This is a genomic window from Sphingomonas oryzagri (assembly GCF_029906645.1).
Classification (GTDB): Bacteria; Pseudomonadota; Alphaproteobacteria; order Sphingomonadales; family Sphingomonadaceae; genus Solisphingomonas; species Solisphingomonas oryzagri.
In genome coordinates this window covers 2116225-2135048 of sequence record NZ_JARYGZ010000001.1, presented here as the reverse complement: position 1 = coordinate 2135048, position 18824 = coordinate 2116225, and the positions used below count along the sequence as shown (strand labels likewise).

The window sequence follows — 18824 nt, the reverse complement described above, 5'->3', positions numbered from 1 at the left end:
AGGGACTGTACCGCAGTCGGTCTTGCCTTGGCGGTCCGACCGTCAGGGGCGACGAGGCGGCCTTGCCCCGCGCCAAGCCCGCCGGAGCCTCCACTGGTCGCTTTGCTCCAGCTAGCTGGAGCGCAGCCCCTCGGCGGGCGTAGCGCGCAGGGCCGGCAGGCTGCCCAGAACGCCGGTCGCCAGCGTCGCGCCGGCCGCCAGCGTCATGGTGATCGCGATGACGGCCGGATCGGGCGCCCACGGCAGCGCCAGCACGCGGGTGACGACGTACCAGCCACCCGCACCACCCACCGCCAGCGCGATCCCGCCCAGCAGCAGCGAAAGAAGGGCATATTCGATCGCCTGACCGGCCAGTAGCTGGGCACGGCTGCCGCCCAGCAATTTGAGGATCACCACGTCGTAGCGGCGGGCCTGGCCCGATGCGGTGATCGAACCGATCAGCACGACGATGCCCGCCACCACGGTCACCGCCGCCGCCGCGCGGATGGCGAGGGCGATGCGCCCGAGCAGGTCGCCGATCTGGCCGATGATGTCGCCGGTCCGAAGCATGGTGACGGACGGCAGGGCTGTCGCCACCGCGCCGGCGATCGCGCCGTCGCGGGCGGGAGGCGCGTAGACGCTGGCGAGCAAGGCGTGCGGCGCCTCCTGAATGTAGCCGGGCGAGAAGACGAGCGCGAAGTTGAGGCCGAGGCCACCCCAATCCACCTTGCGCAGCGCCGCGATCTTCGCCGGCACCTCGACGCCCAGCACCGCCACCGTGATCGTGTCGCCGACATGCAGGCCGAGAAGCTCGGCAGCCTTGTCCTCCATCGAGACGAGCGGCGGGCCGTCATAGCCGGCCGGCCACCAATGGCCTGCGACCACCATATTGCGCGGGGGCACGGTGGCGGACCATGTGATCGTGCGGTCGCCCTTCAGGATCCAGGCGCCGTCCGGCAGCGTCTTCATGTCGGCGACGCGCCGGCCGTTCAGGGCCACGATCGATCCGCGCAGCGATGGTACCGCCTCGATCGTCGCGGCCGGCGCAGCCGCCGTCACCGCCTTGCGGAAGGTGGCGGCATCTTCGGGCTGGAGGTCGATCGCGAAGAAGCGCGGTGCCTTGGCGGGGGCGGCATTGGCGAGCTCGCTCGACAGGCTGGTGTCGATCGCCGCCAGTGCCACGAACAGCGAGAAACCGAGGCCCAGGGCCACTACCAGACGATCGGTCTGCGAGCCGGGGCGGTGGAGGTTGGCGAGCGCCATGCGGAAGAGCGGCCGGCGCGGGCGGGGCAGGCGCGCGAGCAGCCAGCGCAGCGCCAACCCGAGTAGCCAGAGCGCGAGGACCAGCGCAAAGGTGGCGCCGACGAAGCCGAGCGCGATGGGCCGGTCGCTCGCGGTCAGCACCGCCAGCGCGACGAGGGAGGCGAGCAGGGTCACCATGCCCGCAAGTACCGCGAGGCTTGGCCGGCGGAGCGGCAGGATCGCATCCCGCAGCAGCGTCGCGGCCGGCACCGATCGCGCGCGGGCCAGCGCGGGCAGCGCGAAGAGCAGCGCCACCAGCAGGCTCAGCGTGGCCGCCACCGCCAGCGGTTCCGGGTAAATGGCGAGGCGCGGCGGCACGGGCAGGGCATCGCCGGCGATGGCCGTCACGATCGCCGGCACCGCCGCGCCGAGCGCGAGACCCGCAGCGATCGCCACCGCCGCCACCAGCCCGAGCTGGATCAGGAACAGGCCCGCGATCGTCCCGGCCTCGGCGCCGAGCACCTTGAGCGTCGCGACCATCCGCGTCTTGCGGCCGAGATAGGCGCTCACCCCGCTACCCACCCCAACGCCCGCTATGGCGAGCGCGGCGAGGCCGACCAGCAGCAGGAACTGGCCGAGCTGGGCGATCCCCTTCTTGAGGTTGCCGGCGGCCTGATCGGGCGTCCTGGCGGTCCAGCCGGCGCTTGGGAAACGATGGATGATCCTGTCCCCGATCGCTCCCGCATCGGCGCCGGTTGGCAACACGATACGGGTGGCGCTGGTGTAGAGGCTGCCGGGCTGGATCACCTGCGTCGCGTCGAGTCCGGCCATGTCGGTGAGCACGGTCGGCCCGAAGCTGAAGCCGGCGCCGAGATGATCGGGCTCGTCGTCGATCAGGCCGATCACCCGCATGGTCGCCATGCCGATCCGCACCTGATCGCCGACATGCAGGCCGAGCCGGTCGGCAAGCGCGGGGGCGATGGCGATGTCGGTTCCGTGCGGTCGGGCGGCCAGTGCGCCCGGCTGGAGCGTGAAGCGACCGATCAGCGGCCAAGCGTCGTCCACCGCACGCAGGTTGGCAAGCGCGGGCGCGTGGCCGGAAAGCGGTGTGACCATCGAGTTGGTGGCGATCACCTCGGACGTCTTGCCATAGGCGGCGAGCGCGGCGCTTTCCTCCACGGTGGCGCGGCGCTGCGAAACGCGCATCTCGAGGTCGCCCCCCAGCATCTGCTGGCTCTGCCCGTCGAGCGTACCGAGGATCGAGGTGGAGAGGCTGCCGATCCCGGCGAGCGCGGCGGTGCCGAGGAACAGGCAGATCAGCAAGAGCCAGAGCCCACGCCCCCCGGCACGCAGATCGCGGATGGCGAGCCGCCACGCGTTGCTCATGCGGCGGCGCTGTCCTTGACGATGCGGCCGTCGGCCAGCTCGATCACGCGGCCGCAGCGGGCGGCCAGGGTCGGATCGTGGGTGATGACGAACAGGGTCGCGCCCGTCTCGGCATGGCGGGCGAAGAGCAGGTCCATGATCGCGTGGCCGGTCGCGCCGTCGAGATTGCCGGTGGGTTCGTCGGCGAAGAGCAAAGCAGGGCGTGGCGCGATGGCGCGGGCGATGGCGACGCGCTGCTGCTCGCCACCCGAAAGCTGGGCGGGGTAATGGCGGAGGCGATGGCCGAGGCCGACCGCCGTCAGTTCGGCTTCGGCGCGGCCGAAGGCGTCGCGCTCTCCGGCCAGCTCCAACGGCACCGCGACATTTTCAAGCGCAGTCATGGTCGGCAGCAGGTGAAAGGCCTGCAGGATGATCCCGATCCGTCTGCGCCGCGCTATGGCGAGCTGGTTTTCATTGAGTGTCTCGAACTCGAGACCGGCGACCTTCGCGCTGCCACCCGTTGGCCGCTCCATGCCGGACAGCAACGCCATCAGCGAGGATTTGCCCGATCCCGAAGGGCCGAGCAGCGCCACGCTCTCGCCCGTCCGCACGGTCAGGTCGATGCCACGCAGGATTTCCGTGCGGGCTGGCGGGCGGCCGAGCGCGAGCGTCAGATTGCGCGCGTCGATGACGATGCTATCGGATGCTGCCGATGAAGGAGAAGCGGATGAAGCCACGGTCTTCCGGATATGGTGCGATCCGCGCGCTTGTCCATTGCTTCGCCTTCCTTTTCGTGACGCCGGTGTTCGCGCAAGGGCCGCTGATCTGGGCACTGGGCGACAGTCTCACCGCCGGTTACGGCCTGCCGCCGGCGCAGGGCTTCACCGTCCGGCTGGAGCAGGCGCTGAGAAAAAGCGGTATTCCCGCGACCGTGAGGAATGGCGGCATCGCCGGAGACACGGCCGCGCAGGGCCGGGCGAGGCTCGCCTGGGGGCTGCGCGGGCTGGGCGTGAAGCCCGATCTCGTGATCGTCGAGCTCGGGGCCAACGACATGCTGCGCGGCCTTCCGCCGTCGGCCACCGAGAAGAATCTCGATCTGGTGCTGGCCGATCTCCATCGGCGGAAGATTCGGATGCTGGTGGTCGGCATGAAGGCGGCGCCCAATCTCGGTGCCGATTATGCCCGTACCTTCGAGGCGATGTATCCCCGGCTCGCCGATCGGTATCGGGCGCCGCTCTATCCCTTTTTCCTTGATGGGGTCGCCGGCCATCCGGGCCTGATCCAGGCGGACGGGCGCCACCCCAACGCGCAGGGCGTGGACATCATCGTGGCGAAGATCCTGCCGGCGGTGCGCCGGGCGTTGCCGCGCTGAACTGACTTTACGCCGCCGCCCGATCGGTCCGCGCGAACGCCTTGCTCAGCAGGATGAAGGACAGGCCGGTCGCGGGAATGGCGATCAGCCAGCCGATGTCCACGCCGCCCAGCGAGGCCGTGAACCAGCCTTTGAACGCTCCTATGCTGAGGAAGGGAAGCTGCACCGCGATGCCGATCGCATAGGCGCCGATCGCGGCCGGCGAGACCCGTCCGTAGATGCCGCCATCCTCCGCGAAGAGCGAGGCAATGTCGTACCGCCCGTGCTTGAGCAGATAGAAATCGACGAGATTGATGGTCGCCCACGGCGCGAGCACGATCATCAGCGCAACGACGAAGCCGATGAAGCCGGCGACGAACCCGGTCGCCAGCACTGCGACGCTCACCGCCCCCGCCAGCACGATGCCCGAGAGCAGGATTCGTGCCCTCCGCCCCGGATGCCAGCGTGCCGCGAAGGTCTGGCCCATCGTGATCAGCGAGAGGGTGGCGCCATAATTGTTGAGCGCGTTGTGGCTGATGATGTTCAGCACGAACAGCAGCATCACCACCGGTCCGACGATGCCGGTGACGGCCGAGACGGTCGTCATCGCATCCGCCCCGTGCGCCGCACCGGCCACCGCTAGCGCGCCGAACAGGAAGGAGGCGGAGGCGCCCAGCACCGATCCGCAATAGCTCGCCCAGAAAGGTCGCGCGAAGCCGACATCCTCCGGCAGATAGCGCGAATAGTCCGACGTGTAGCAGGCGTAGGAGATCTGCCAGACGGCGGCGAGCGAGAAGGTGGAGAACCAGCCGATCGCGGTGATTGTGCCGGCGTGCCAGGCGGGCGCGGGCATCTTGTCTACGATGATCGCCAGCGCAACGATCAGCACCGCGCCCATCGCCCACATGCCGATCCGGTTGAGCAGGTGGATGACGTCGTAGCCGAGGATGCCAATGGCCGCCGCCGCGATCGCCGCCGCGATCGCCGCGACGCTCATCGGAAAGGCCGGTGCGAGCCCGACGATCGACTTTCCGGCCAGCACGATGTTGGAGATGAAGAAGCCGATATAGAGCAGGGCGGCGACGATCACGATCACCAGCGCGCCGTAGCGGCCGAACTGGCCGCGGCTCTGGATCATCTGCGGTAGGCCGAGGCGCGGCCCCTGCGCCGAGCAGGCGGCGAGGAAGATGCCGCCGACACCATGCCCCAGCACGATCGCGCTCGCCGCGCCGAGCAGGGGGAGCCCGAAATCCTGCACCGCCATCGCACCGGTCACGATCGGCAGGGGGGCGATGTTGGTGGTGAACCAGAGTGTGAAGAGATCGCGCACGTGGCCGTGCCGTTTGGAGGCGGGAACGGCCTCGATGCTGCTGGACTCGACCCATTGGCCGCCATCCTGATCCGCCGCCATGCAAGTCCCCCTTGTGCCCGCTTCAATGCTGTATACAATAAGACGATATTTGAGTCTTGCAACCGTGGAATCACCGTTGCCTACGGTGTCTCCCCGGCCCGGATCAGGAGGTCTATGGCATGAAATTCTCGCTGTTCCTGCACATGGAGCGCTATGACGAGACGGTATCGCATCGCCGGCTCTACGAGGAGTTGCTGGCGCTGTGCGATCTTGCCGAGGAGGGCGGTCTCCACAAGGTCTGGATCGGCGAACATCATGCGATGGAATATACCATCTCGCCCAACCCGATCGCGCTGCTGTCGGCGGTGGCGGAGCGGACCAAGAACATCCGTCTAGGCGCCGGCACCTTCATCGCGCCCTTCTGGCATCCGATCCGGCTGGCGGGTGAGGCCGCGATGCTCGACGTGATCAGCAACGGCCGCGCCGAGATCGGTCTGGCGCGCGGTGCCTATCAGTTCGAGTTCGACCGGATGCTGGGCGGTGAATCCGCCAATGCCGGCGGCAAGTATCTGCGCGAGATGGTGCCGGTGGTGAAGAAGCTGTGGGAAGGCGACTACGCGCACGATGGCGAGATCTGGCAGTTCCCGGTCTCGACCAGCGTGCCCAAGCCCGTCCAGCAGCCGGCACCGACCGTCTGGATCGCCGCGCGCGATCCGGATTCGCACAATTTCGCCGTCGCCAACGGATGCAGCGTGATGGTGACGCCGCTCTTCAAGGGCGATGCCGAGGTCGCCGATCTCGTTCGCAAGTTCGAGGACGCTTGCACCGCCAACCCCACGGTCGATCGGCCGCAACTGATGGTGCTGCAGCACGCCCACGTCCACACCGGAGACGACGACTGGCAGCGCGCGGCGGAGGGCATCTCCTTCTTCTACCGCGCCTTCGGCACCTGGGCGGGCAACAAAAAGCCGCCGGTCAACGGCTTCCACAAGGATGTGCCGCCGCTCGATACGGAGAAGTTCCCCGATCTCGCGCCCGATGCGGTCCGCCGCAACATGATGATCGGCAAGCCCGACGAGATCATCGCGCGGTTGAAGAGCTACGAGGCGATGGGCGTCGACGAATACAGCATCTGGGTCGATAACAGCCTGAGCTTCGAGGACAAGCGGGATTCGATCCGCCTCTTCATCGATCATGTCGCTCCGGCTTTCGCGTGAGGTTCTGATGCCCAAGGCCTATTGGATCGCCCGCGTCGACGTGACCGACCCGGATCGCTACGCCGAATATATGGCGCTGGGTCCGGCCGCGCTGATCGGCAATGGTGGGCGCCTGCTGTCGCGCGGCGGCCGTGCCGTCGCGCTGGAGGGAGGCGAACCGCGCCAGCGCAACGTCGTGATCGAGTTCGACAGCATGGAGGCGGCGCTCGCCTGCCACGATTCCCCCGAATATCGGGCCGCGCGCGAGAAAAGGGCCGGTGCGGCCGAGGTGGAGATCCTGATCGTGGAAGGGCTGGACTGATGGCGGCGGACCGCGAGCGCAGCGAATCCTTCGAGCGGGGCCTCGCGACCCGTCGCGAGGTGCTGGGCGATGCCTATGTCGACAGGGCGCTGAACGCGGCGGACGATTTCGGCTGGGCGATGCAGCAGCTCACCACGGAAAGCTGCTGGGATGCGATTTGGAACCGGCCGGGGCTGGATCGCCGCAGCCGATCGATCCTCAACCTTGGAATGCTGGCGGCGCTCAACCGGCCGCACGAGCTCAAGGCGCATATCCGCGGTGCCCTCTCCAACGGCCTCAGCCGGGAGGAAATCAAGGAGATCCTGCTCCAGATCGCGGTCTATGTCGGTATTCCGGCGGGCGTCGACAGCTTCCGGCTGGCACGCGAGGTGTTCGCGGAGATCGATGCGGGCTGATCCCGATCAGAGGCCGCCCATCATCACGTATTTCATCTCGACATAATCCTCGATGCCGTGCCGCGATCCCTCGCGGCCCATGCCGGACGCCTTGATGCCGCCGAACGGCGCTACCTCGGTCGAGATGGCGGCATCGTTCAGGCCGACCATGCCATATTCGAGTGCCCCGGCGACACGCATCGCGCGGCCGATGTCGCGCGTGTAGAGATAGGCGGCGAGGCCGAATTCGGTGTCGTTGGCCATGCGGATCGCCTCCGCCTCATCGGTGAAGCGGATCACGGCGGCGAGCGGCCCGAACGTCTCCTCGCGCGCGACGAGGGCCTCGGCCGGCACGTCGGCGATCAGCGTGGGGCGGAGGAACAGGCCTTCCGGACGATCGCCGCCCGTCACCAGCCGCCCGCCATGGGCCAGCGCATCGGCGACGTGCTGCTCCACCTTGGCGACGGCCTTCGCATTGATCAGCGGGCCGGTGGTGACGCCGGCTTCGGTGCCGGGTCCGATCACCAATGCCTCGATCCGCGCCTTCAGGCGCTCGACGAACGCGTCGTATATGCCGTCCTGCACGAGGAATCGATTGACGCACACGCAGGTCTGCCCGGCATTGCGGAACTTGCCGAGCATGGCGCCGTCGATCGCGGCATCCAGATCGGCATCGTCGAACAGGAGGAAGGGGGCATTGCCGCCCAGTTCCAGCGAGAGCCGCTTCAGCGTCGGCGCCGACTGCGCGTAGAGCATCCGCCCGACCGGGGTGGAGCCGGTGAAGGAGAGCTTGCGGACCTCGGCACTCTCCATCAGCGCCCCGCCGATCGCGGCGGCATCGCCGGTGACGACGTTCAGTACGCCTGCCGGCACACCGGCTTCCTGCGCGAGCGCGGCCAGCGCCAGCGCGGTCAGCGGGGTCTCGGGCGCGGGCTTGACGATGATCGTGCATCCGGCAGCGAGCGCGGGGCCGACCTTGCGGGTGATCATCGCCGCCGGGAAGTTCCACGGCGTGATCGCCGCCACGACGCCCACCGGCTCGCGCCAGACGAGGATGCGCTGGTTGGTGCGGGGTGCCGCGATGATCTCGCCATCGATGCGCCGGGCTTCTTCCGCAAACCAGCGCAGGAAATTCGCGGCATAGATGATCTCGCCGGATGCCTCCGCCAGTGGCTTGCCCTGCTCGGCGGTGAGGATGCGGGCGAGCGCGTCCTGATGGTCGAGCATCAGGCGATACCAAGTCATCAGGATGTCGGCGCGCTCGCCGGCGGGTCGGGCACGCCATTGGACCAGCGCGCGAGAGGCAGCAGCTATGGCGGCGCGGGTCGCGTCGGCGCCCAGCACGGGAACTTCCGCGATCGTTGCGCCGGTGGCCGGATCGGTGACCGCCTCGCGAGCGTCGCCATCGATCCATGCGCCATCGATGAACGCCTTGTCGCGGAAGCAGGAGAGGTCGCGGATCATCGGTCAGCCCCCAAGGCAGGGGCGGGCAGGTCGGTCAGCGCGCCGCGATGGTAGAGCAGTGTTCCTGCCGCCGGCTCCGGCAGGTCGATCGCCTGCACCTGGCCGACGAGGATGGCGTGATCGCCGCCGTCATGATTGGCCCACAGGCTGCACTCGATGATGCAGGCCGCCCCTTCCAGCAGCGGGTTGCCGAGCAGGCTGCGGGTCCAGCCGATGCCGCTCAGGTCCGCGCCGCTGCGCGCGAAGGTGGTGGCGAGGCCGGATTGCCCGTCGGCGAGGATGTGGATCGCGAACTGCCGGCGCGCGAGGATGTGCGGCAGCGTCCGCGAGGTCAGCGCCGGGCAGACCAGCACCAGCGGCGGATCGAGCGAGAGCGAGCTGAACGCGCTGGCGGTGAGGCCGGCGACGGTGCCGTCCTCGGTGAAGGTGGTGACCACCGTCACGCCGGACGCGAAGGATGCCATGGCGCGGCGGAAGAGCGCGCCGTCGATCGGGCTGATGTCCATGGGGAGCCTCAGCGCATTACGAAGGGATCGCCCATCGGCTGTTCCGACAGGTTGATCCACACGGTCTTGAGAGCGGTATAGTCGAGCACCGACTCGATCCCGCCTTCGCGCCCGTAGCCACTGAGGCCGAAGCCGCCGATCGGCGCCATGGCGGAGACGGCGCGATAGGTGTTCACCCAGACGATGCCGGCGCGCACGTCGCGGGCCATGCGGTGGCCGCGCGCGATGTCGCGGGTCCAGATACCGGCGGCGAGCGCATAGGCGCTGTCATTGGCCATGGCGACGGCCTGCGCCTCGCCCTTGAAGCGCAGGATCGCGGCGACCGGCCCGAACACCTCGTTGCGCACCACGCTCAGGTCGGCGCTGGGGCAGGAGAGCAAAGTCGGCTCGTAATACCAGCCCGCGTCGTGGCCGGCGGGGCGCTGGGCGCCGGCCAGCACCGTCGCGCCTTCGGCCTTCGCCTCGGCCACCATCCGCTCGACCACGCCGAGCTGCGCTTCGGTGGCCATCGGCCCCATGTCCGATTCCGGGTCGATGGGGTCACCGATGCGGATGCGCGCCATGCGCTCGGTCAGCGCGGCGACGAAGCGGTCGTATATGCCGTCTTCCACCAGCAGCCGGGCGCCCGCCACGCAGCTCTGGCCCGATGCGGCGAAGATGCCGGCAACCACGCCGTTCACCGCGCTCTCCAGTTCGGCATCGTCGAACACAATGTTTGCCGACTTGCCGCCGAGTTCGAGCGAGAGTTGCGCGAAATTCTCGGCACTGGCGCGTACGACGTGGCGCGCGGTCTCGGGGCCGCCGGTGAAGGCGATGCGGCGCACCAGCGGGTGCCTGGTCAGCGCCGCGCCCGCCGTCGGGCCGAGCCCGGTGACGACGTTGACGATTCCCGCCGGGAAGCCCGCCTCGCCGGCCAGCCGCGCGAGTTCGAGAATGCTGGCCGAGGCATGTTCGGACGGCTTGATCACGATCGCATTGCCGGCGGCCAGCGCCGGGGCGAGCTTGATCGCGGTGAGATAAAGCGGGCTGTTCCACGGGATGATCGCGGCGACCACGCCCAGCGGCTCGGGCCGGGTGAAGGCGAACATGTCCGTCTTGTCGATCGGCAGCGTGCTGCCCTCTACCTTGTCTGCGAGGCCGGCGGCATAGTGGAAGAATTCGGGCAGGTAGCCGAGCTGGCCGCGCGTCTCGCGGATCAGCTTGCCATTGTCGCGCGTCTCCAGCACCGCCAGCCGCTCGCGATTCTGCTCGACCAGATCGCCGAGCCGGCGCAGCATCTTGCCGCGCGCGCCGGCGGGGAGGTTGCGCCATTCTGGCCGATCGAACGCCGTCTGCGCCGCGCGCACCGCGCGATCGACATCGGCCTCGCCCGCATCGGGCAGCTCGGCCCATGCCTGACCATTGGCGGGGTTCAGCGAGGTGAAGACGCTGCCCGAGGCCGCCTCCGTCCAGTCGCCGTCGATCAGCATGTGGAGGCGTTCGAGGGTCATGCGCGGGTTTCCCCTGATGAGACGGCCGCTTCGGCCGAACAATGATCGATCAGCAGCCGGTTGACCGCATCGGGCAACTCCACCGGCATCATATGCCGCGCGTCCGGCACCACGACGGCGCGGGCACCGGGGATCGCATCGGCGAGCGCCCGCGTCATCGCCGGGGTCGAGCCGACGTCATGCTCGCCGGTCGCGACGAGCGTCGGCGTCCGGATCTCGGCGAGCCTGTCGATGCCATAGTCGTCCTCCGTCGCGAACAGCCGATAGCAGATCGCATAGGCGGCGGGATTGTTGGCGGCCATCGCCTGACGCAATGCCACCATCGCGTCGGCATGGGTGGTGCGATAGTCGGCGCTGAACCAGCGTTCGATCGCGGCGTCGGCGTTGCTGGCCGGACCTTTGCTCTGCGCATCCGCGACACGGGCGAGCACCGCGCGGCGCTGATCGGCGTCGCGCCGGAACACGCCGTTGAGCAGCACCAGCGAGGCCAGTCGCTCCGGATGGCCGAGCGCGAAGGCACGGGCGACGAGCGCCCCCATCGAAAAACCGACCAGCGTCGCGCGCTCGATCGAGAGCCGATCGAGCAGATCGAGCAACTGATAGGCGAAATCGCCTAGCGTCGCGTCGGGGGACGGGGCGGAGCTGCCGCCGTGGCCGAGCATGTCGTAGGTGATGACGCGGTGGCTCTCCGCCAGCGCCTCCACCTGCGCGGCCCACATGGCGTGCGACAGGCCGACGCCGTGGATGAGCACGAGCGCGTCGCCGCTCCCGGTATCGGTATGGAAGGTGATCACGTCCGGCCGCTCGCCACGCCTTCGCGGTGGATCACGCCTCGCCCCGTTCCTCGGCGGCGATCGCCTCCAGATCGAGATAGCGGTTGCCGATGCGCGGGTGGGCGCGACCGCCGTCCGCCGCGCCGAGAACGACGACGATCTCGTCGGCCAGCGGCGCATCGGAGATGCTGAACTCCGCGGTGATGTAGTGCGAGCGCAGGCCCTCGTCGTCCTTGTGCATCATCGGCACCTGGATCGAGGTGCCGAGCCCACCGCGCTTGTTGGTGAAGCTGAGGTACGACTTGGCATCGACCGCGCGACGATAGTGATTGCCGAAGCGCAAAGTGTGGATCAGCGCGGAGGCGTGTTCCACCTCGCCATTGGCGCCGACGACCGCCGCCTTGCCGTAAGCCTCGATCCGCTCCGCCCCGCCGATCGCCTTGGTCAGCCGCGCGACCATCTCGGCGCCGAGATCGGATGCGATCGCCTTGATCTCCGGCGACAGGTCCTCGACGAAGCCGCGCCCGGCCCACGGGTTCGGCAGGATCGCGGCGACGCACACCATCATGATCGGCGTATCGGCGGCACGGCCGCCCTCGATCAGCGTCTCATCCGAATAGGTGACGAACTTGCGGACGGTGAACGGCATGAGACCCCCAAGGCGTTTCGTTGTTCGTATTATGGTATACAAGAATACGTGACGCAAGTGGGCTTGGGGCGCCCTTCGCGGATTTGCGAAAATCAGGCCCGCGCGGTGCGGGGGCGGCGGGCCTGTCGGGCAGGCTTGGCAGGAGCCGCCTCTTCCAGCTCGGCCTCCAGCTCGGCGATCTTGGCGAGCGCGGTCTCAGCTGCGGCGCGGACATGATCGTGGCAGGCGGCGGAGGCGCGATCGCCGTCGCGGGCTTCGATCGCCTCGAAGATACGGCCGAGCTGGACGGGGCCGGAGGTCGAACGGCCGGGCTGGGCGATGGTCAGCGCGCGCAACTGGCTGATCCGGCCGTTGATCCGCTGCACGATCTCCCAGGCGATGCCGTGGCCGGCGCCGGTGAAGATCGCCTGATAGAAACGCTGCGAGGCCGTCAGCACCGCGCGGGGATCGTGCCCTTCATAGGCCCGGCGGATCGCTTCCAGCGCCTTGCCGATGGCGTCGATCTGCGCCTTGGTCGCGTGTTCGGCGCAGGCCTTCGCGGCCGCGCCTTCGAGTAGTGCGCGCAGATCGTAGATCTGGACGGCGGAGTCGCGGTCGAGCTTGGCGACGGTGGGGCCGTGATGGGGCACGCTGACGACCAGATGCTCGGCCTCCAGATGGCGCAGCACCTCGCGGATCACCGATCGGCTGACGCCCAGCAGATCGCACAGATAGGCCTCGGTCAGCCGCTCGCCCGGCTTGAAGCGCGCCTCGATGATCGCGGTGCGCAGCCGTTCGAGCGCGATCTCGCGCAGCGTGGTGGGCAGTTCGGTGATGCGCATGTCGTCGGCGCCGGCCATTCAATGTCCCCGTTTGCGAGATCGTCCGCGTGTCGGCGATCCCTAGTCCCTGTTTTATCGTCTAGCTGCAATGGTAGCTGGATGCTTGGTCGATCTTGCCCTTGCCGTCATAGCGCGCCTGGCGCGGGAAGACACAGAGTGGGTGGGTACGATCAGCGCCTTTCGCCGGATCGTTGTCGCGGTAGTGGGTGGCGGTGACTCGGTCCGGCGCCTTGCCCTGTTCCACCCAGCGGACCAGCGCGGCCAGCAGGTTGCGATCCGGCTCGAACGGCGTCGCGAGATCGCCGAAGCCGCCGAACGCATTGGCGCCGGTGCCGCCGCCGCAATGGCCCATGCCCGGCACCATGAACAGCCGGTAGAAATCCTCGACCGATCCGCCCATCGCCTTCTGCACGGCTCCATAGTAAGCGAGCGTGAACTGAGCCGGTATGCCGACATCGGCCCAGCCGTGATATTGGATGACCTTGCGGTGCAGGGCGCGCTGGCGGCTCAGGTCAGGATCGATCGCGTCGACATCCGCAGAGGTCTTCTGCCGCGCATCACGCCACGCGTCGCCCGGATCGAGCGTGGCGAGGTCGAGCGCGGCGTCGCGGTGCAGGAAGGTGCCGAAGAACTGCTGGGCATAATCCTCGTGCCCGCCGATGCCGGCGCCGGCGATGTGGGACATCCAGCCGCTCCACTGGCCGGGCGCCGCCTCGGTGCCGACGGACCAGGCGAGACCGGGAATATCCGGCGTGCCGGACGGATCGCGCCAATCCTTCCGTGCGCGATCGATCGCGGCGATCTGGCCGGGATCGAGGCAGGCCGCGCCGGTTGGGTTGTCGCAGGCGAGTGCCGCGAGGTTGGAGCCGCAACGTCTCGGATCTTCGATCACCCCGTCCTTCGCGCCATCCAGCGCATCGCAATTGGCGAGCGCCAGCTTCGATACGGCGTCGAGCTGCGTTTGCGTGATGCTGCTGAAGCGGCCCCGGCTCGCCTGCGCAAGCGCCAGTTCGGCCGTGAGCTCTCCCGTGAAATCGTTCTCCGGCGCCCCGACCAGCCAGCCGTCGAACTGATCGGGATAGCGCTGCAGCGACATCAGTGCCTCGCGTCCGCCATCGGAGCAGCCTGCAAAATAGGCGTGGGCGGCGGCGCGTCCATAATAGCGCGTGACGATCGCCTTGGCGGCGATGGCGGTGTCGTGAAGCGCGAGGTGGCCGAAATCGGCGACGCGGCCGGGCCGGTCGATCGCCCAGCGCATGTCGGAACCGACCGACTGGTGCCCCCCATCCGAATTGGCCACCGCGAACCCGTCGCGCACGCCCGAGGCGAGGCCGCGATAGGCGATCGATCCCGCGAAGCCGCTATTGCCGGCCTGAAGATAGCGGCCGTTCCAATCTTCGGGAAGCCAGACCTCCAGTTCGATATGTCCGCCGTCCGGCCGCGCGATCCGCGCCTGCACGCGGCAGAAGGCGGGGAGGTCGGTGAAGCTCTGGTCGCCACCCGCGAATCGGCCCTGTTCCGAGGATGTCGCGCCAATGGTCGCTCCGGCGATCGTTTTGCCGCTCAGAGCATGGCAACTTTCGTCGAAGTTTCGCGCCGTCGCCTGCGCCATCGTGGCACCGCCCAGCGCCAGGGCGGAAGCGGCGATCGCCCGAAAAGTCCACATTCTCCGAACGATAGCCATGATTGCGTCACCTTCGTGAAATCGGTCGATCACTCTCAGGAAACTATGTTGACATGTTGTAAGATGGAATACAATCTTACGATCAATGGATCGGGAGGTCCAGTTGGCAAAGCCTGAAGGCGTTTCGTCTATCGGGTCCAACATGCGGGGAATGACATGATCACACGAACGATGCCATTGCGGACCGGATTGCGCGGCGGTGCTTCGGCGGCCGCCCTCATGTTGCTGGCCGGCGTGGCGCCGGCTTTCGCCCAGTCCGCACCTGCTCCGGAAGCCGCCGCGCCGGCACCCGAGGCCGCTGCGTCCGCGCTGCAGCCCGGCGAGATCGTCGTCACCGCGCAGCGTCGCAGCCAGAACCTCCAGCAGATCCCCTACAACATCACCGCCGTGCGCGGCGCCGATCTCGCCAAGGCGGGGGTCAGCGCCAACAGCCTGTCGCAGGTCGTGCCCGGCCTCGTGACGATCGATGCCGGCCCCGCCTCGCGCGGCGGCGCCAACAACTACACGCTGCGCGGCCTGCGTACCGACAGCCCGAGCGGCGGCGACGGTTCGCCGCAGAACGTCTCGTCGGTCTCCACCTATCTGGGCGACGTGCCGGTATTCTTCCCGATGGTGTTCAAGGACATCGACCGCGTCGAGGTGCTGCGCGGCCCGCAGGGCACGCTCTACGGCAGCGGCGCGGAGGGCGGCACGATCCGCTTCATCCCGAACCGCCCGAACTTCGACAAGCTCTCCGGTGAATTCAACGCGACGGGCGGCATCACCGAACATTCGGGCAAGCCCAATGGCAGCTTCGACGGGGTGCTCAACATTCCGCTGGGCGATACTTTGGCTTTCCGTCTGGTCGGCGGCATCGATCATCAGGGCGGCTTCATCGACGATGTCGACCTGCTGGAACGGACGAGCAGCGCCGTTCATGCCGGCGTCGTATCCGCCAACCCGTCCGACCCGGCGAGCGCGCCGGTCATCGGGCCTGTGAAGAAGGACACCAACACCTCGAACCAGAGCTTCGTGCGCGCCGAACTGCGCTGGAAGCCGAGCGATCGCTTCGATTTCGAGCTGGATTACACCCACCAGAACACCAAGGTGGACGATATCCAGGCGACGAATGCGGGCTACACCGGCACCTCGGTCGATTTCGGCACCGCGATCGGTCTGCCGAACAGCGCCTACGAGACGCGCAGCGCCGGCAAGTATGAGAGCACCTTCCCGATCCTCGAGCCATACGAGAACTCGATCGATCTGGTGAGCGGCACCGCGAGCGTCGACTTCGGCCTGGCGACGCTGACCTCGGTTACCTCCTACTACGACAACAAGACGTCCGGCGTTTCGGATACCTCCAATTATTATGGTGGCTATACCGGGCGCGAGGGCTTCATCAGCTATTACGCCAATTATCCGCGCTTCATCGCGGTGACGACCAGCGACAACAAGGATCGCGCCTTCACGCAGGAGCTGCGGCTCGTGTCGCACTGGGATCTGCCGATCGACTATGTCGTCGGTGGCTATTTCCAGCACCAGAAGACCAGCAACATCTACAATCAGGTCGCGCCGGGCATCGCCGACTTCGGCACCTATATCGGGCAGCCGAGCCAGAGTCCGGATAATGGCGACCAGATCTACTACATCGCGCGTCACACCAACTTCAAGGATCGCGCGGTGTTCGGCGAACTGACCTGGCACATCACGCCCAAGTGGCAGGTGACCGGCGGCGTCCGCTTCTTCTGGCAGACCTTCGATAGCGGCTTCGTGCAGGAATCGCCCTTCTGCGGCGCGTCGTGCGGTGACGGCGTGACCGAGCCATCGCATCTCGGCATCGCGGTGGCCAACAACACCAGCAAGGTCAACGATCATATCGTGAAGGTGAACACCTCCTACGACGTGACGCCGGGGCTGAAATTCTATGCCACCTATGCGGAAGGCTTCCGTCGCGGCGGCGCCAACGGCATTCCGATCGCCGGCTATTTCCGCTCGCTGCCGCAATACACGACCTACCAGCCCGATTTCGCCAAGACCTACGAAGTGGGCGTGAAGGGCAACCTGCTCGACCGGAAGCTCCAGTATTCGGCCGATCTCTACCTGATCAACCTCGACAACTTCCAGTTCACCACCAGCACGCCATCCTATGAAAGCGGCGTGTTCAACGGTAACCAGGCACGCTCCAAGGGCGGCGAGATCGAGCTGCACGCACGGCTGACCCGCAACCTCAGCGCCTCGCTCGCCTACACCTACACCGATGCGAAGGTGAGCAAGACCAGTTCGCTGACCGACTATCCGGTCTATTCGCTGATCACCGGTGCGGCGCCCTACGTCTATCTGACGCTGCAGAAGGGCGCCAAGCTGCCGGGCGTGCCCAAGCACACGATCAACGGCTCGCTCGACTACACGACGCCGCTGGGCGATCGGAGCCTGTCGTTCCACGTCGACGGCGCCTATCACAGCAAGGAACTGGGCGCGATCAATCCGGCCGACACCAGCTTCTGGATCATCCCGTCCGCCTTCACGATGAACGGCCGGATCACGCTGGACAGCGGCAAGTCGTGGAGCGCCGACCTGTTCGTCAACAACATCACGAACGAGATCGGCTATTCGGCCTCCGTCGGACGCCAGAACATGCCGTCGAGCTGGACCGGCCTGATCGTGCAGCGTCCGCGCACCGTCGGTGTGGGCTTGCACTATCACTTCTGATCCGGGCAGGGTCCGGCGTCGGAATGAGACGATGCCGGACCTGAACCCAATCGAAGCGCTCATCGCCGCCCGCCGCCTCGACGAGGCGCGGGTGGTTTGGCGTGCATGCTTCGTGCAAGGCGCCGCCGATGTCTCCGGCTGGTTCGCGCTCGGCCGGATGGGGGCGAGGCTCGGGATCGCCGAAGCCTCGGCGTGTTTCGAGCGGGCGGCGGATGGGCATGATAATCCGGCGCCGCTGATCCACCTCGCGCACCACCGACTGATGACCGGCGACAGCATCGGCGCGCTGAAGGCGGCGCGCGATGCTGTCGAGCGCTCTCCCAGGGACGTGCCGGGGCTACTCCAGCTCGGTTCGGTGTTCGCCCATTGCGACGCGGGCGAGGAGGCGCTGGCCTTGTTCGAGCAGGCGGCCGCGCTGGCACCCGGCGATCCGTCGGTCCTCTACAATCTCGCGACGGCGCAGCGCACCAACGGCCGGATCGATGAGGCCGAGCGCAGCATCGATGCCGTCATCCTGCTGCGGCCCGACGATGGCGAGGCGCATTATCTGCGCGCCGGCCTGCGTCGCCAGACCGAGGCGCGCAACCATGTCGGCGAACTGCAGGCGGCGCTGGCGAGGCACGGGGGCAGGGCGACGCCCGCCGACGTGCCGCTCCATTTCGCGCTCGGTAAGGAACTGGAGGATATCGGCCGCTTCGAGGAGGCCTTCCACCATTTCGAGGCGGGCGGACGCCTGCGCCGCACCACGTTCCGCTACGATGTCGCGGGCGATGTCGCGACGATGGAGGCGCTGGCGGCGCAGCATGACACGGCCTCGCTCGACCTGCGGAGCGGTGAGGACGCCGATGCGCCCATCTTCATCGTCGGCCTGCCGCGCAGCGGTACGACATTGGTCGAGCGCATCCTCGCGGCACACCCTGACGTGACTGCCGGCGGGGAACTCGACGCCTTCCCCCGCGCCGCCGTAGCGACCACGGGGCCGGTGTCCAGCAAGGAGGAGTTCGTCGCGCGCTCGCTGGCCGTGCCACCCGGAACGCTGGCGCGGGCCTATGGCGATCATGTGGGCGCACGGGCGGGGCGGACCCCGCGCTTCACCGACAAGCTACCGATCAATGGTCTCTACGTCGGGCTGATCGCGCGTTCGCTGCCGGGAGCGAGGATCGTGCTGGTGACGCGCGATCCGATGGCCAACGGCTTCGCGATGTTCTCGACTTTGTTCGCGCAGGCCTATCCGTTCAGCTACGATCTCGGCGAACTCGGGCGCTACATGGTCGCCTGGCACGGCCTGATGGCGCACTGGCAGGAGACGCTCGGCCCTCGGATGCTGACGTTGCGCTACGAGGATCTGGTCGCAGATCCGGAAGCAAACACACGAAAACTGCTCGATTATTGCGGGCTGGCGTGGGATCCGGCGTGCCTCGCTTTCCATGAAAGCGAGGGTAGCGTTTCGAGCGCCAGCGCGGTGCAGGTGCGCCAGCCGATCCACCGGAACTCGGTCGAGAAATGGCGGCGTTACGGCGCGGCGCTGGACCCATTGGCTAAGGCGCTGGGAACCCTCGCCGATTAGGC

16 protein-coding genes are annotated in these 18824 nt (G+C 67.8%); 6 read left to right on the top strand and 10 right to left on the bottom strand.

Annotated elements, in window-relative coordinates:
* Positions 1-111 precede the first annotated feature (111 nt).
* Positions 112-2607 (bottom strand): ABC transporter permease, encoded by a 2496-nt coding sequence (locus QGN17_RS10365; RefSeq protein WP_281044399.1) that lies wholly within the window; start codon positions 2605-2607, stop codon positions 112-114.
* Positions 2604-3323 carry an ABC transporter ATP-binding protein gene (locus QGN17_RS10360; RefSeq protein ID WP_281044398.1) on the bottom strand — a complete coding sequence of 240 codons (720 nt, stop codon included), beginning with the start codon at positions 3321-3323 and terminating at the stop codon, positions 2604-2606. Before QGN17_RS10360 ends, QGN17_RS10365 begins: the two co-directional genes overlap by 4 nt.
* Between QGN17_RS10360 and QGN17_RS10355 the strand changes: the two genes are divergently transcribed.
* Positions 3314-3958, top strand: a complete 645-nt coding sequence (locus QGN17_RS10355; protein WP_281044397.1) for an arylesterase — start codon at positions 3314-3316, stop codon at positions 3956-3958. The genes QGN17_RS10360 and QGN17_RS10355 overlap by 10 nt on opposite strands.
* 7 nt (positions 3959-3965) lie before the next feature.
* Here the strand turns inward: QGN17_RS10355 and QGN17_RS10350 are convergent, their stop codons facing one another.
* A complete protein-coding gene (locus QGN17_RS10350) occupies positions 3966-5348 on the bottom strand; it encodes a purine-cytosine permease family protein (RefSeq protein WP_281044396.1) in 1383 nt (460 codons plus the stop codon).
* 119 nt (positions 5349-5467) lie between these two features.
* Between QGN17_RS10350 and QGN17_RS10345 the strand changes: the two genes are divergently transcribed.
* The 3 genes from QGN17_RS10345 to QGN17_RS10335 are packed head-to-tail and all read left to right on the top strand — an operon-like array spanning position 5468 to position 7201.
* Positions 5468-6505, top strand: a complete 1038-nt coding sequence (locus QGN17_RS10345; RefSeq protein WP_281044395.1) for an LLM class flavin-dependent oxidoreductase — start codon at positions 5468-5470, stop codon at positions 6503-6505.
* Between the two features lie 7 nt (positions 6506-6512).
* Positions 6513-6806 carry a DUF1330 domain-containing protein gene (locus QGN17_RS10340; RefSeq protein ID WP_281044394.1) on the top strand — a complete coding sequence of 98 codons (294 nt, stop codon included), beginning with the start codon at positions 6513-6515 and terminating at the stop codon, positions 6804-6806.
* The gene (locus QGN17_RS10335; RefSeq protein WP_281044393.1) at positions 6806-7201 is read left to right on the top strand and encodes a carboxymuconolactone decarboxylase family protein; all 396 of its coding nucleotides are present in this window, start codon (positions 6806-6808) and stop codon (positions 7199-7201) included. The genes QGN17_RS10340 and QGN17_RS10335 overlap by 1 nt, the downstream gene beginning before the upstream one ends.
* A 6-nt stretch (positions 7202-7207) precedes the next feature.
* Here QGN17_RS10335 and QGN17_RS10330 read toward each other — a convergent pair whose 3' ends face one another.
* From QGN17_RS10330 to QGN17_RS10300, 7 genes are all read right to left on the bottom strand, one after another.
* A complete protein-coding gene (locus tag QGN17_RS10330; protein WP_281044392.1) occupies positions 7208-8644 on the bottom strand; it encodes an NAD-dependent succinate-semialdehyde dehydrogenase in 1437 nt (478 codons plus the stop codon).
* Positions 8641-9150, bottom strand: coding sequence for a flavin reductase family protein (locus QGN17_RS10325; RefSeq protein ID WP_281044391.1), 510 nt, complete (start codon positions 9148-9150; stop codon positions 8641-8643). Before QGN17_RS10325 ends, QGN17_RS10330 begins: the two co-directional genes overlap by 4 nt.
* An 8-nt stretch (positions 9151-9158) precedes the next feature.
* A complete protein-coding gene (locus tag QGN17_RS10320) occupies positions 9159-10640 on the bottom strand; it encodes an aldehyde dehydrogenase (protein ID WP_281044390.1) in 1482 nt (493 codons plus the stop codon).
* Complete coding sequence (locus QGN17_RS10315) at positions 10637-11434, bottom strand: alpha/beta fold hydrolase (RefSeq protein WP_281044389.1); 798 nt, start codon at positions 11432-11434, stop codon at positions 10637-10639. Before QGN17_RS10315 ends, QGN17_RS10320 begins: the two co-directional genes overlap by 4 nt.
* A 31-nt stretch (positions 11435-11465) precedes the next feature.
* On the bottom strand, positions 11466-12062 hold the full coding sequence (locus QGN17_RS10310) for an amino acid synthesis family protein (RefSeq protein ID WP_281044388.1): 597 nt from the start codon (positions 12060-12062) through the stop codon (positions 11466-11468).
* A gap of 92 nt (positions 12063-12154) precedes the next feature.
* Complete coding sequence (locus QGN17_RS10305; protein WP_281044387.1) at positions 12155-12901, bottom strand: GntR family transcriptional regulator; 747 nt, start codon at positions 12899-12901, stop codon at positions 12155-12157.
* Between the two features lie 61 nt (positions 12902-12962).
* Complete coding sequence (locus QGN17_RS10300; RefSeq protein ID WP_281044386.1) at positions 12963-14567, bottom strand: tannase/feruloyl esterase family alpha/beta hydrolase; 1605 nt, start codon at positions 14565-14567, stop codon at positions 12963-12965.
* Between the two features lie 219 nt (positions 14568-14786).
* Here QGN17_RS10300 and QGN17_RS10295 point away from each other — a divergent pair, with 219 nt between their 5' ends.
* Both QGN17_RS10295 and QGN17_RS10290 read left to right on the top strand, forming a co-directional pair.
* The gene (locus QGN17_RS10295) at positions 14787-17255 is read left to right on the top strand and encodes a TonB-dependent receptor (protein WP_281044385.1); all 2469 of its coding nucleotides are present in this window, start codon (positions 14787-14789) and stop codon (positions 17253-17255) included.
* 31 nt (positions 17256-17286) lie between these two features.
* Positions 17287-18822 carry a tetratricopeptide repeat-containing sulfotransferase family protein gene (locus tag QGN17_RS10290; protein ID WP_281044384.1) on the top strand — a complete coding sequence of 512 codons (1536 nt, stop codon included), beginning with the start codon at positions 17287-17289 and terminating at the stop codon, positions 18820-18822.
* Positions 18823-18824: the final 2 nt, after the last annotated feature.

Bases quoted from the DNA above. Each gene is read 5' to 3' on its own strand.
- QGN17_RS10345 (WP_281044395.1), top strand. From the start codon at position 5,468: ATGAAATTCTCGCTGTTCCTGCACATGGAGCGCTATGACGAGACGGTA.
- QGN17_RS10330 (WP_281044392.1), bottom strand. From the start codon at position 8,644: ATGATCCGCGACCTCTCCTGCTTCCGCGACAAGGCGTTCATCGATGGC.
- QGN17_RS10310 (WP_281044388.1), bottom strand. From the start codon at position 12,062: ATGCCGTTCACCGTCCGCAAGTTCGTCACCTATTCGGATGAGACGCTG.
- QGN17_RS10295 (WP_281044385.1), top strand. From the start codon at position 14,787: ATGTTGCTGGCCGGCGTGGCGCCGGCTTTCGCCCAGTCCGCACCTGCT.
- QGN17_RS10365 (WP_281044399.1), bottom strand. From the start codon at position 2,607: ATGAGCAACGCGTGGCGGCTCGCCATCCGCGATCTGCGTGCCGGGGGG.
- QGN17_RS10305 (WP_281044387.1), bottom strand. From the start codon at position 12,901: ATGGCCGGCGCCGACGACATGCGCATCACCGAACTGCCCACCACGCTG.
- QGN17_RS10355 (WP_281044397.1), top strand. From the start codon at position 3,314: ATGAAGCCACGGTCTTCCGGATATGGTGCGATCCGCGCGCTTGTCCAT.
- QGN17_RS10290 (WP_281044384.1), top strand. From the start codon at position 17,287: ATGCCGGACCTGAACCCAATCGAAGCGCTCATCGCCGCCCGCCGCCTC.
- QGN17_RS10350 (WP_281044396.1), bottom strand. From the start codon at position 5,348: ATGGCGGCGGATCAGGATGGCGGCCAATGGGTCGAGTCCAGCAGCATC.
- QGN17_RS10325 (WP_281044391.1), bottom strand. From the start codon at position 9,150: ATGGACATCAGCCCGATCGACGGCGCGCTCTTCCGCCGCGCCATGGCA.
- QGN17_RS10340 (WP_281044394.1), top strand. From the start codon at position 6,513: ATGCCCAAGGCCTATTGGATCGCCCGCGTCGACGTGACCGACCCGGAT.
- QGN17_RS10300 (WP_281044386.1), bottom strand. From the start codon at position 14,567: ATGGCTATCGTTCGGAGAATGTGGACTTTTCGGGCGATCGCCGCTTCC.
- QGN17_RS10335 (WP_281044393.1), top strand. From the start codon at position 6,806: ATGGCGGCGGACCGCGAGCGCAGCGAATCCTTCGAGCGGGGCCTCGCG.
- QGN17_RS10320 (WP_281044390.1), bottom strand. From the start codon at position 10,640: ATGACCCTCGAACGCCTCCACATGCTGATCGACGGCGACTGGACGGAG.